Raw genomic sequence first — 15,105 nt, forward strand, 5'->3', positions numbered from 1 at the left:
TCAGGAAACCACTTGGCCGGCCGGCACTTTCAGGCCGTCATGCCACCACGCCGCGAGACTGAAAACGTTGGGCGCCTTGAGAATCGTGAAGTGGTTGCCCGGCCCGTACCACACCGCCAGATCCGTCACCTGGCGTTGCCAGCCTTCAACCATCGCCGCTTGCTCGCGCTGATTGCCCCACGCATCCAGCGTCGGGTCATCGACCAGCGCCAGCCGCACCGGCCCGGTGTAGGCCAACTGCGGTTGATAGACCGTGCGCAAGGCTGTGGCGAAGGTGCGGACCGGGCCGTGCATGGCCTGCGCTGACGAACGCGCAGACAACACACCGGCGCGCACCATGCCCTCGTGCAACAGGCGCATTTGCGTGGTGTCGTCAGCCTCGGCGAACGCCAGCGGGTCGATGCCCAACGACTTGCCGCTGGACAGTTGCAGCGTCTCGATCAAGCGTTCCAGTGCGGCAGTCGTGGTGTACGGTTTGCCCGCCGTACCGTTGCCGCCGGGCGATTCGCTGTCGATCAGGGTCAATGACGCCACCTCACGCCCCGCCGCCTGCAACTGCGCGGCCATGGCATGCGCGACCCACCCGCCGAAGGAATGGCCGATCAGGTGCACCGCACCTTGCGGATACAACTGCTCGACAGCTTGCAGATAGCACTTCGCTGCCGCTTCAACCTGGCTGTGCGGCACGCCGCTGCCATCGAGCCCACGCGGTTGCAGGCCGATGATCGGCCACTCCGGGCCCAAGGCCTCGGTCAGGTGAATGAACCCGGTGACACTGTCGCCCGCCCCCGGCACGCAGAAGATCGGCGCATGCCCGGCGTGCCCGCTCTGAATGGTCAACAGCGGCTGATAGGCCTCTGGCTCCGGAGCCTGCGCAGCGGCCATAGCCTGACTCAAGGCCTGGCCGAGCGCCTGAATATCCGGAGCTTTCATCATGCTGCGGTGATCACCCGGGACATCGATGCAGCGCAGCAAACTTGTACTGATCTTGTTTTCCCAACCGCGGGTCGGACTCGGCTGCGCCTGCCCCGGCATCAGTGCCTGAGCGCGGAACAAGTGCACCGGCTGACTGGCCGGGCTGACCCGGTAATGCGCCAGCGCCAGGCCATGAGCGGCCTCACGATCGAAGTAACTCCAGGCATCCGCTGCACTCAGTGCGGCCAGTTCCGGGTCAGGCAATTGCTGTTCGCAGCAGCGCTGGAACAGCTCATCGAACGCAATGCGTTCGACTTCAGCCTCCAGCCGCTCGACCTCAGCCAACGCTGGCAGCCCTTCTGCACCGCGCATCTGCGAGCGCGCGCGGCAGTGCTCCAGCAACTGATGCTTGTCGCGATGCGCGCCGCTCCAGCGGGTTTTATCCTGACTGGCCGGATGCGGCGCGTAGGTATCGAGCAGACCGACAAACGCCACCGCCTCATCGAGGCCGAGCAACTGCTGAGCGATTTCATACGCCAGCAAGCCACCAAACGACCACCCGGCCAGACGATACGGTCCATGCGGTTGTACCGCCCGGATAATCCCGACCATCCGCGTGGCCATGCACTCAAGCGTGCGCAGCTGCGGCTGCCCCAACGGCACACCGGGCAAACCGTAAATCGGAAACTGCCCCTTGATGTGCATCGCCAATGCCGGGAAATACACCTCCCTGCCGCTGAACTCATGGATCAGGAACAGCGCATCGCCGCCCTCGCCCGGCCGTACCACGACCAGGCCCTCCGGCTGTTCGGGCACCGTGTTGCGCTGACAGAGCAGCGCGGCCAGCGACTCGACACTCGGACGCTGGAACAGCTCCGCCAGCGTCACCTGTTGCCCCGCACGCTGCAGCAGGTTGACCAGACGAATCGCCAGCAGCGAATGCCCGCCTAATTCGAAGAAGTTGTCGTGGCGTCCGACCTGCTCGACATTCAGCACCTCAGCCCAGACCCGCGCCAACACGGTTTCGACCTCGCCTTCAGGTGCTTCGTAATGTCGGCTGAGTACCGCGTCGAGGCCCGGCGCCGGCAGCGCCTGACGGTCGATCTTGCCGTTGGGACTCAGCGGCAAAACGTCGAGCGCAACAAACGCACCCGGCACCATGTACTCGGGTAACTGCTCAAGAATGAACGCGCGCAGCGTGTCGATAGCCGGTGCAGCACTGCCCTCGCGCAAAGTGAAATACGCGACCAGTCGTTCGTCGCGCATCAGCACGACCACCTCGCGCACACCCGGGTGCTGGATCAACCGCGCTTCGATTTCACCGAGTTCCAGGCGCAAACCATGCAGCTTGACCTGGAAATCATTGCGCCCGATGAATTCGAGGTTACCGTCCGCGCGGTAACGCACCAGATCGCCGGTGCGGTACAAGCGGTCACCGGGCACAAACGGACTGTCGATAAAGCGCTCGGCCTGCATCTGTGGCAGTCCCATATACCCTCGCGCCACGCCGATACCGCCGATGTGCAACTGGCCAATAACACCGAGCGGTACCGCTTGGTCATGCGCATCGAGCACGTACAAACGGGTGTTACAGATGGCCTTGCCAATCGGTAATTCGGTGGATGGCACGGGCATGTGCGGTTCCAGTGTCCACGCTGTGCTGTCGACCGTGGCTTCGGTCGGGCCATACACGTTATGCAGGCGCACCCACGGCAGTTGCTGGCGCACTTCGCGGGCCAGGGCCGCCGTGAGTTCGCCGCCACCGCAGAACACATCGGTGAGGCTGGTGCATTCACTGACGTCTTGCAGCTCGAGAAATTGCTGCAACAGCGCCGGCACGAACTTGACCACCGTGACCCGCTGTTGACGAATCACTTGCGCCAGATACGCCGGTTCCCGATGGCCGCCCGGCCGTGCCAGCACCAGACGCACACCGGCCGTCAGTGGCCAGAAGAATTCCCACACCGAACCATCGAAACTGAATGGGGCTTTCTGCAACAACGCGCCCTCTGGAGCTGGCGGGCAAATCTGCGAGCCCCAATGCACCAGATTGCACAAGCCACGATGTTCGAGCATCACGCCTTTTGGTGTGCCGGTCGAACCTGAGGTGTAGATCATGTACGCCAGGTTCGAAGGACTCAGGCATGGCACTTGCGGATTGCTTTCCGACTGGTCGTGCCAGGTGCATTGGTCAAGGTCGATCAGCATTGCCCCAGCCTCGGCAAACAGCGATCGCGTGGCCGTCTGCACCAGCACCGCCACCGGCGCGCAGTCCCTGAGCATAAAGTCCAGGCGCTCCGCCGGATAAGCCGGATCCAGCGGCACGTACGCGCCACCGGCCTTGAGAATGCCGAGCAACCCCACCACCAGATCGAGCCCCCGCTCGACGCACAGCGCCACCCGCGCATCCGGCCCAACGCCTTGCTCACGCAGGTGATGCGCGAGGCGGTTGGCACGCGCATTCAGCGCGCGATAGGTCAGGCTGTGTTCGCCCGACTGCACGGCGATGGCGTCCGGCTGACGCCGCACCTGTGCTTCGAACAGGCTCTGCACCGGTTGCTCGACCGGGCAATCAAGCGCCGTCGCGTTGAAGTCGCCGAGCAGGCGTCGCTGCTCATCCTCGGCAAGCAACTCGACTTGCGCCAAAACCGCCTGATCATCAATGACCAGCGCCGCCAGCAAGCGCTGGAGGTAACCGACAAAACGCTGCACGGTCGACTCATCGAACAGCGCGATGGCGTAGCGCAGCGAGCCACGCACCCCGTGCTGGCTTTCGCCCAGACTCAGCGACAGGTCGAACTTCACAAAGTGATTTTCCCCGGCCAGACCTTCCAGCGTCAGCTCGCCGAGTGCCAGGGCTGGCGCCACGCTGCTGTCCCAGCTCAGCAAAGTCTGGAACAACGGTGTGTGGGAAAGGCTGCGCAGCGGCCGGGTGATTTCCACCACGTGTTCAAACGGCAGATCCTGATGCGCCTGCGCGGCCAGCGTCTGCGCTTTGACCCGCGCCAACAACGCTGCCCCCGTCAGATCGCCCGAGGTATCGATGCGCAGCGCCAGGGTGTTGACGAACATGCCGATCAACCCTTCGATTTCGGCGCGGGTACGGTTGGCGACAGGCGAGCCGATGACCACATCGGACTGCCCGGACAGACGCGTAAGCAGCATCGCCCAGGCGCTCATGATCACCATGTACGGCGTCACGCTGTGGCGCTGACACAACGCCTTGAGACCGGCGCTGGTCTGCGCGTCCAGTACGATCTCGACACTGCCGCCGCGGTGATCCAGTTGCGTAGGCCGTGGACGATCAGTCGGCAGGCTCAGCAACGCCGGAGCGCCGGCCAGGGTCTGCTGCCAGTAATCACTCTGGCGCTGCAACACCTCGCCGCTCAGCCAGCGCCGTTGCCATACCGCGTAGTCGGTGTATTGCAAGGCCAGCGGTGGCAGCGGATCGGCCTCGCCGTGGCTGAACGCCTGATACAGCGCCATCAACTCATGGGTCAGCACGCCCATCGACCAACCGTCGGAGATGATGTGGTGCATCGTCAGCAACAGCACATGGTGCTCATCGGCCAACTGCACCAGCCGTCCACGGATCAATGGATCGTCCTGCAAATTGAATGGTCCGCGCGCTTCCGTATCGAGCAATGTGCGCAAGGCCTCCTCGGTCTGCGGCTGTTGTCGCCAGTCTTCCACAATCAGCGGCAGACCACTGTCGACCGGGGCAATCAGCACCTGTGCTTCGTCGTTCAGTTGGGTGAACCGACTGCGCAGGGTTTCGTGACGAGCGACGATTCGCGCCAATGCCCGTTGCAGTGCCACGGCGTCGAGTCGGCCACGCAGGTGCAAGCCCAGAGGAATGTTGTAGGCGGTGTTGCCGCCATCCATTTGCGCGAGGAACCACAAGCGTTGCTGGGCGAACGACAACGGCAGTGCCTGATCGCGCGGTGCCGGCAGAATCGGCGGCAAGCTGCTGCGTTCGGCCTGACTCAACACTTCGGCGACCGCCGCCAGTTCCGGGTTGGCAAACAGATCGGCCAGCGCCAGCTCCACGCCCAATTGCTGGCGCACCTGGGAGAGCATGCGCATGGCCAGCAATGAATGGCCGCCGAGCTCGAAGAAGTTGTCATAGCGACCGACCTGCCCGACCTGCAACACCTCGGCCCAGACCTGCGCCAGGCTTGCTTCCAGTGGATTGGCCGGTGCCTCGTAGGCCCGACTGAGCAGTGCCTCCTGCGTCGGTGCCGGCAGCGCCTTGCGATCGACCTTGCCGTTGTTGTTCAACGGCAATACATCGAGTTGCACCCACGCGGTGGGCACCATGTATTCCGGCAGTCGCGCGTGCATTTGCGCGTGCAGTTCAGCGCTGTCCAAGTGCTCATCGTGCGCCGTGTAGTACGCCACCAGACGCGGGGAGTCCTGTCCGTCGCGGCGCGCCAGCACCACCGCTTCCTTGATCCCCGGGCAATTCAGCAGGCGGTTTTCGATTTCTCCCAGTTCGATGCGGAAACCGCGAATCTTCACCTGATCGTCGTTGCGCCCGATGCAATCGAGTTGCCCCGGCGCCAGCCAGCGCGCGAGGTCGCCGGTGCGATAGAGCAACGCGCCCGGCATTTCGCTGAACGGATCGCAGAGGAATTTCTCGGCAGTCAGATCCGCCCGGTTCAGATACCCCAGCGCCACGCCCTGCCCGCCGATGTACAGCTCGCCGGTGACGCCCATCGGCACCGGCTGCTGATACGCATCGAGCACGTAAACCTGCGTGTTAGCAATCGGCCCGCCAATCGGCACGCTCTCGGCGTTTTCTGCCACTTCGCGCACTTCAAAGGTTGTGGCGTAGGTGGTGGTTTCAGTCGGGCCGTAGCAATGCACGATGCGCAGTGTTGGCGCCTCGGCCAACAGGCGACGAAACGCCGCCGGATCGCCCCGCTCACCGCCGCACAGCAGAATCCGCAGGCCCTTGAGCGCCTGCGGAATCAGTTGCACGTATTGATTGAACAGCGCGGTGGTGACGAACAGGATCGTTGCGCCACTGCTGCTCAGTTCACGGCCGAAGGCATGCGGATCGAGCAAGGTTTGATGGTCGATGATCACCACGCGACCGCCATTGAGCAGCGGCCCCCAGATGTCCATGGTGCTCGCATCGAACGCCGGGTTCGAGGCGAAGACCACACGATCCTGCGCATTGAAATCGGCGTAACCGTTGTTGAGCACCAAGCGGCCGATGCCCCGGTGCGGCACCATCACTCCTTTCGGCGTGCCGGTGGAGCCGGAGGTATACATGATGTACGCCAACGACTCGGATGACTGCAGCAGGTTCGGGTTATGCGTCGGCTGGCCGTTGAGGGTCAGCTTGTCGAGGTCGATACGCAGCGCGGCGTAGTCGATGACTTCGTCGCTCAAGGTCAACAACGCCACCGCGCGGCAATCCTCGACCATGAACGCCTGGCGCTCGCTCGGTGCATTGATGTCCAGCGGCACATAAGCGGCCGCGCATTTGGCAATGGCCAGTTGCGCGACCAGCAACTCCAGCGAACGCGGCAGCAGGATCGCCACGTGATCGCCCGGCTGCACGCCGTGCGCGATCAGGTGATGGGCCAGGCGGTTGGCTTGCGCGTTGAGTTCAAAGTAGCTCAGCGAATGCGCACCATGCACGGCCGCCACAGCTTTGGGATGCGCGGCTGCCTGCTGTTGGAAAACCCCGTGTACGGTCAGTGTTTGCGGGTAGCCTCGCGCCGTGGCGTTGAAGTCGTACAGCAAGCGCTGGCGCTCATCATTTGCCAGCAATGGCACACGTTCCAGCACCGTTTGATCATCGGCAATCATCGCTTCGAGCAGACGTTCGAAGTAGCCGATGTACCGCTTGATCGTCAGCGCATCGAACAGCGCCGTGGCGTAGTTCAGCGTGCCGCGAAGCACTCCGTTGACCTCGCCCAGTGTCAGCGTCAGGTCAAACTTGGCGACATTGCCGGTCCCGGCAACACCCTCCAGCGTCAGCTCGCCCAAGGCCAGTTGCGGGCCAACGCTGCCGTCCCAGCTTAACGTGGTCTGGAACAACGGGCTGTGCGCCAGGCTGCGCACCGGGCGGGCGATTTCCACCACTTGCTCGAACGGCAGATCCTGATGCGCCTGCGCTTCCAGTGTCCGCGCCTTGACCTGTGCCAGCAGCGCTTCGACGCTGGGCGCGCCCGAGGTGTCGATGCGCACGGCGAGCGTATTGACGAACATACCGATCAGGCCTTCGGTTTCAGCGCGGCTGCGGTTGGCCACCGGCGCGCCGATCACCACATCGGATTGCCCGGACAGCCGACTCATCAGCAACGCCCAGGCACTCATCAGGGTCATGAACAGGGTCGCGCCATGACGCTGGCTCAACGCTTTGAGGCCAGTACTCAGGCGCTCGTCCAGCAACACCTCGACGTTGCCGCCGGTGTAATCCTGCTGCGCCGGTCGCGGGCGATCGGTGGGCAGCGTCAACAAGGCCGGCGCACCGTCGAGGATCTGCTGCCAATATTGGCTTTGCTGCTGCAGCACTTCACCGCTGAGCCAGCGCCGTTGCCATAGGGCGTAGTCGCCGTATTGCAGCGTCAGTGCTGGCAGCGGATCCGGTTGGCCTTGGCTGAACGCCTGATACAACGCCATCAACTCGCCGGTCAGCACGCCCATCGACCAGCCGTCGGCAACGATGTGATGCACGGTCAACAGCAGCACATGATGATCGTCAGCCAAACGCACCAACCGTCCACGAATCAACGAATCGTTCTGCAAATCAAACGTTGTCGAGGCTTCCTGCGCCAGCAATATTTGCAAGGTGTGCTCGGCCCGCGGCTGTTGGCGCAGATCTTCTACGCGCAGCAGCAAACCGTTATCGACCGGGGCAATCGACACCTGCGCGCTGTCGTCGAGGCGGATGAAACGGCTGCGCAGGGTTTCGTGGCGGGCGACAATCCGCGCCAGCGCCGATTGCAGGGCATCGACGTCGAGGTAACCGCGCAGGCGCAAGCCGAGAGGAATGTTGTACGCCGAGTTGCCACCCGCCATTTGCGCAAGAAACCACAGGCGTTGTTGGGCGAAGGACATCGGTAGCGCCTGATCACGCGGTGCCGGCAAGATCTCCGGTAACGCGCTGCGCCCGGCGCAGTTCAATACTGCAGCGATTGCGCTCAATTGCGCATCGGCAAACAGATCACTCAGCGCCAGTTCGACGCCGAGGCGCTGACGGATCAGCGAGACCATGCGCATCGCCAACAGCGAATGACCGCCCAGTTCGAAGAAGTGATCGTGACGGCCGACCTGCCCGACTTGCAGCACTTCGGACCAGATCTGCGCCAGCGCGGTTTCCAGTTCACCTTGCGGTGCCACGTATTCGCGGGTCGGCAGCGCGGCCAGATCCGGTTTCGGCAATGCCTTGCGGTCGACCTTGCCATTGGCGGTCAGCGGCAAAACCTCGAGCCGGACAAACGCTGCCGGCACCATGTAGTCCGGCAACTGCGTCAGCAGATGCTCGCGCAACTCGCCCACTGCCAGTGGCTCGGCCCCCGCCTGTTCGGTGAAATAGGCCACCAGTCGCGGCTGGCCGGGTTGGTCCTCGCGGGCCAGCAACACCGCTTCGTTAATACCAGGGAGCTGATTGAGGCGAGTCTCGATTTCGCCCAATTCAATGCGCATGCCACGGATTTTCACCTGGTCGTCGTTACGCCCCAAGTAGTCGAGCGAGCCGTCTTCGCGCCAACGGGCAAGGTCACCGGTGCGGTACATGCGCGCATTCGGCAAGGGGCTGAACGGGTCGCGCAAGAAGCGCTCGGCAGTCAGGTCGGCGCGATTCAGATAACCCCGGGCCACGCCCGCGCCACCGACGTACAACTCGCCCATGACGCCCATTGGCACTGGCCGTTGCTGCTCGTCGAGCAAATAAACCGCCGCGTTCGCCACCGGTTTACCGATGTGCAACGCCGCGCCAACGTCGATACGCCCGGAAGTCGCGACCACGGTGGCCTCGGTCGGGCCGTAGTTGTTAATCACGGCGAAGCGCTGCTGACGGCTGAACTGGCGCAAGCGATCGCCACCGATCAGCAAGGTGCGCAAGGTCGGATGATCGAGGTTCTGACTGAACGCATATTCGGCGACCGGTGTTGGCAAAAAGCTCACGTCCAGCGGCTGCGCACGCCACCAGTCGAGCAACCCATCGATGTCTTCAGCGCCGTCATGGGATGGGGCCAGGTGCAGGGTCGCGCCCGCGCACAGGGCCGGCCAGACTTCCCACGCCATCGCATCGAAACCGAATCCGGCAAGGCTTGAGGTGTGGCTGCCGGCGCGTAAATCGAACGCTTCACAGTGCCAGTCGACCAGATTGGACAACGTTTGATGTTCGACCATGACCCCTTTGGGCAGACCGGTCGAACCCGAGGTGTAGATCACGTACGCCAGATGCGTAGCGCTCAGGCCCGGCACTGCAGGGTTGTGCTGCGCCTGCGCCGGCCATGCGCACAGATCGACATCAATCACTGGCACGCTCAACAGCGGCAGTCTCTGGTGCAGATCGCTTTGCGTGAGCACCGCGACCGGTGCGCTGTCGCTCAGCAAATAACTGATCCGCTCGGCAGGATGCGCCGGATCGATCGGCACATAGCCGGCGCCGGCCTTGAGGATGGCGACCAGCCCGACCAATGTATCCAGGCCCCGGCGGGCGACGATGGCCACGCGGTCATCGGCTTTCACCCCGATGGCGATCAAGTGATGCGCCAAGGCATTGGCCTGGCGATTGAGCTGCAAGTAAGTCAGTGGCTGTCCGGCAAACACCGCTGCAATAGCCTGCGGACGCTCGGTGACCTGCGATTCGAAGCGCTGGGCAATCGTCAGCCCACGCGGGTAGTCAGCCTCGGTCGCATTGAAATCCACCAGCAACTGTTCGCGCTCAGCTGCCGGCAGGATCGACAACCGGTCAAAGCCCACGTGCGGCGTGTGCTCCAGTGCCTCCAGCAACGTCATCAACGCTCCCTGCATGTACCCGCAGATACGCTGCGCATCAATGCCGGCCCCGGCCAATACCTTCAGGCGGAAGTCTTCACCGAGATCATCAACGCTGAGAGTCAGGCGATAGTTGGTGTGTTCCTCGGCAGCGAGCAATTGCATGCCGTGCCACGCCGCTTGCACCTCAGCGGATATCGGCCCGACCGGCACGCTGTGACGATAGTTGAGCAGCGTGCTGAACAGCGGCGTGCCCGCCGGCATGGCGCTGCATTGCTGCACCTGCGCCAGTTGCGCATGTTCATGGGCCAGCAACTGACTCAGGCGTTCGTGGGTCGCCAGTGCGGCGCCTTTGACGCTATGGGCGTTCAGCTCGATGCACAGCGGCAAGGTATTGATGAACACACCGAGTGCCCGCTCCGATCCTTCACCGCCCTGCAATCGCCCGAGCAACACCGTGCCAAACACCACGGCGTCGCGTCCGGACAATTGCCCCAGCACCTGTGCCCAGGCGAGGTGCATCAGGCTGGCGGCGCTGACCCCCAAACGCCGGGCCTGCTGACGGATGCTGTGGCTCAGCGCGTTTTCCAGGTCCAGTTGCGCCTCTTGTGCAGGGCCGTCGCTGGCCAGATTCTGCCCGTAAGGCAAGGTCGGCTCATCAACAGCGCCGAGCATCTCGCCGAAGAAACTGGCGTGCGCTTGCGCGGTCAGGCCGGAACGGGTGTGCGCCACGTAATTGCGGTACGGCACCGGTTCGCTCAGCAGCCCGTCGTTGCCCAGCAGAAACGCCTGCATCTCGTGCTGCAACACCTCCAGCGCCACGTGATCCATCACCAGGTGATGGAACAGCAGCAACGCCACCACGCGTTGATTGGCCTCATCGCGGCCGTGCACCACGCGCATCAGCGGCGCCTCGGTGACGGGCATGCGGTAGTTATCGATGGTGAAGCGTCTGCGCAACTGGCTCAGCGCATCGCCCGCTTCGGCGTCTAGCGGCAAGGCCTCGCAGCCCAGCGAAGCCTGACGCCAGACTACTTGCACCGGCTCTTCCAGCCCCTCCCAAAACAGCGACGTGCGCAGAATGTCATGGCGTTCGATTACCCGTTGCAGGGCATCAGTGAACACTTGCAAACGCTGTTCATCAGCGAAGGCAAACTGCGCCTGCAGCACATATGGATCGCCGTGCGCGGCCGACAGATGATGGAACAGGATGCCGGTTTGCAAAGGTGCCAGCGGGTAGATGTCCTGAACATTGCGCACACCGCCGGGGACGCTTGCAACGATACGGTCGATCGTCGCTTGGTCCAGCGCTACCAGCGGCAACAATTCGGGTGTGATGCGCGGGCAATCGGCCGCAATGAGGTTTGCCGGCACCGCCGCATCAGGTTCTCCGCCCACAGCCGCAGCGAGCGCGGCCAATGTCGGCTGGCCAAAGAGCACACGAATATCCGCCGACAGGCCGGCCCGACGCATGCGCGCAACCAGATTGACCGCCAGCAACGAGTGACCGCCCAGTTCGAAGAAATGATCGAAGCGCCCTACCCGCTCGACCTTCAGCAACTCGGCCCAAATCCCGGCAATCACGGTTTCGACTTCACCGATCGGGGCTTCGTATTCCCGGCTCAGCAGCGCAGTCTGGTCGGGAGCCGGCAAGGCCTGGCGATCCAGTTTGCCGTTGGGGCTCAGTGGCAAGGCCGGCAAATACACAAACACGGCAGGCACCATGTAGGCCGGCAGATGCTTGAGCAATTGGCTGCGTAGCTGATCTGTTTCGACGAGTTCGCCGCTGTAGTACGCGACCAGACGCTGATCGCCCGGCACGTCTTCACGGGCCAGCACCGCCGCTTCGCGGACACCGTCGACCTGCGCCAGATGCGCCTGAATCTCGCCCAGTTCGATGCGTAAACCACGGATTTTGACCTGATCGTCATTACGCCCCAGGTACTCGATATTGCCATCGGCCAGATACCGTGCGACGTCACCCGTGCAGTACAAACGTGCGCCGGGCTGATCACTGAACGGATCGTCGAGGAAACGTTCGGCGGTCAGCTCAGGCCGATTCAGATAACCCCGCGCCACCTGCACGCCGCCCAGATACATCTCGCCGACCACACCCCATGGCGTCGGTTGTTGGTGAGTATCAAGGATGTACACGCGGGTATTGCACAGCGGTTTGCCAATCGGTGGCGCGCCTTGCGGTACCGGCGAATTCGCCTCCAGCGTCCATACGGTGCTGTCGACGGTGGCTTCGGTCGGGCCATAAACGTTGTGCAGGCGTACCTGCGGCAGACGTTCACGCACGCTGCGTACCAACGCGGCCGTCAGCGCACCGCCACCACAGAACACATCGGTAAGGCTGCTGCACTCGCCCACCTCTGCCACTTCAAGGAATTGCTGCAACAGCGCCGGCACAAACTGAACGACGTTGACCTGTTGCTCACGAATCAGTTGCACCAGCGCGGCTGGATCGCGGTGGTCGTCCGGGCCCGCGAGGATCAGACGCATACCGCAGCTCAACGGCCAGAACAGCTCCCACACCGAGGCGTCGAAACTCAGCGGGGTTTTCTGCAACAGCGCGGCGCCGGTAGAAAGCGGACACAGGCTGGCGCTCCAGTGCAGCAGATTGCCCAGGTTGCGGTGCTCGACCATCACGCCCTTCGGCGTGCCGGTGGAGCCGGAGGTGTAAATCACGTAGGCCAGGTTCGCGGCGCTCAGGCCTGGCACCTGCGGATTACTTTGCGCAAGGTCTTGCCAGGTGCAATGGTCGAAATCGACCAACACACCGACCCACTCGCCGATCAGCGCACGCGTCGGCGCATGCACCAGCACCGCCACTGGTGCGCTGTCCTCAAGCATGTAGGCCAGACGCTCAGCAGGATACCCCGGGTCCAGCGGCACATAAGCGCCGCCGGCCTTGAGAATCGCCAACAGACCAACCAGCAACTCCGGCCCGCGCTCGACGCAGATCGCCACCCGCGAATCGCGGCCCACGCCGCACTGGCGCAGGTGATGGGCGAGCTGGTTGGCGCGACGGTTCAACTCGGCGTAACTCAAACGCAATTCACCGGCCACCACGGCATCCGCGTCTGGCGTGCGCAACACCTGCGTCTCGAAGCGAGCATGAACAGTCTGCTCAAGATCGTGGGTGACAGTGGTTGCGTTCAGATCGACCAGCAGATGCTGACGCTCATCGTCCGCCAACAACGTTACCTGCTCCAACACCGCTTGATCGTTGCTGACCATCGCCTGCAACAGGCGCTGGAAGTAGCCGACGTAACGTTGAATAGTCGACTCATCGAACAAGGCAACGGCGTACTCCAGCACACCGCGAATGCCGTCCGGCGCATCTGCCAGCGTCAGTGACAGATCAAATTTGGCAAAGTGGCTCGGTTCGGCAACGCTTTCCAGCGTCAGCTCGCCGAGACTCAGGCTGGCACCGTGGCCACTGTCCCAACTGAACATCGCTTGAAACAACGGGCTGTGCGCCATGCTGCGCGCAGGCTTGGTGATTTCCACCACTTGTTCGAACGGCAGGTCCTGATGCGCCTGCGCCTCCAGCGTTCGCGCCTTGACCCGCGCCAACAGCGCCTCGGTGCTCAACTCGCCCGAAGTATCGATACGCAGCGCCAGGGTGTTGACGAACATGCCGATCAGGCCTTCGATCTCGGCGCGGGTTCGGTTGGCCACCGGCGAACCGATGACCACTTCGGCTTGCCCGGACAAACGACTCAACAGGCTCGCCCATGCGCCGAGCATGAGCATGTACATCGTCACGCCGTGACGCTGGGCCAAAGCCTTGAGTCCGGCACTCAGGCGTTCGTCGAGCACCACCTCGACGGTGTTGCCGGCGTAATCCTGCTGCGCCGGGCGCACACGATCAGTCGGCAGCGTCAACAGTGCCGGAGCGCCCGCCAGGGTCTGTTGCCAGTATTCACTCTGGCGCTGCAACACCTCACCACTGAGCCAGCGCCGCTGCCACACTGCGTAGTCGGTGTATTGCAGCGCCAGCGGCGGCAGTGGATCTGGTTGACCGTGGCTGAACGCCTGATAAAGCGCCATCAGTTCACGGGTCAGAACCCCCATCGACCAGCCATCGGAGATGATGTGGTGCAGGGTCAGCAGCAGCACATGATGATCGTCGGCCAGCCGCACCAGGCGTCCGCGAATCAGCGCATCGTCTTGTAAGTCAAACGGCCCCGAGGCCTCGCCCTGAATCAGCGCCGCCAAGGTCTGGTCGGCTTGCGGATGCTGGCGCAGGTCTTCAACGCGCAGCAGCAGACCGCTGTCGACCGGGGCGATCAGCACTTGCGCATGGTCATTGAACTGGGCGAAACGGCTGCGCAGGGTTTCGTGACGCGCAACGATACGCGCCAAGGCTTGTTGCAGCGCATGCTCATTCAGTTGCCCACGCAGGCGCAGGCCGATGGGAATGTTGTACGCGGTGTTGGCGCCTTCCATTTGTGCGAGAAACCACAAGCGTTGCTGGGCGAACGACAGCGGCAACGCGCCGTCACGAGCCACCGCGACAATCTCCGGTTGCGTGCTGCGCCCGGCTTGCGCCACCGCCTCGGCAACCGCTGCCAGTTCGGCGTTGGCAAACAGATCGCCCAGCGCCAGCTCGACACCAAGACGCTGGCGAACCTGGGACACCATGCGCATGGCCAACAGCGAGTGACCACCGAGCTCAAAAAAATGATCCTGACGCCCGACTCGCTCGACTTGCAGCACCTGCGCCCAGATCTGCGCCAAGGCGCTTTCCAGTTCGTTGTGCGGCGCCTCGTATTCGTGGGTGAACAGCGCCGCTCGCTCGGGTTTCGGCAGGGCCTTGCGGTCGACCTTGCCATTGGCGGTCAACGGCAGCGCGTCGAGTCTGACGAAGGCCACCGGCACCATGTACTCCGGTAACTGGGTCAACAGGTGCGCGCGCAACTCGGCCACGGCCAACGGTTCGACCTGGCTCTGCTCGGTGAAATACGCCACCAGTCGCGGTTGGCCCGGCTCATCTTCACGCGCCAGCAGTACGGCTTCCTGAATACCGGGCAACTGATTGAGGCGGGTTTCGATCTCCCCGAGTTCGATACGCACGCCACGGATTTTCACCTGATCGTCGTTACGCCCCAGGTACTCGATCGTGCCGTCCGCGCGCCAGCGTGCGAGATCGCCGGTGCGATACATGCGCGCATTCGACAAGGGGTGGAACGGGTCGTGGAGGAAGCGCTCGGCGCT

Annotated in this window: 1 protein-coding gene (running past one end of the window); it reads right to left on the reverse strand. The window is 63.3% G+C overall.

What is annotated here, in order from left to right; translation table 11 throughout:
• Positions 1 to 15,105: the 3' portion of a non-ribosomal peptide synthase/polyketide synthase gene (locus tag ACOYXH_RS13415; protein WP_460410800.1), read on the reverse strand. It continues 2,739 nt past the right edge of the window; the window shows 15,105 of its 17,844 coding nt (coding positions 2,740-17,844); its start codon lies beyond the right edge, outside the window — the gene reads right to left on this strand; it ends in the stop codon at positions 1 to 3.

It is taken from the genome of Pseudomonas sp. Mb7, from assembly GCF_054790525.1.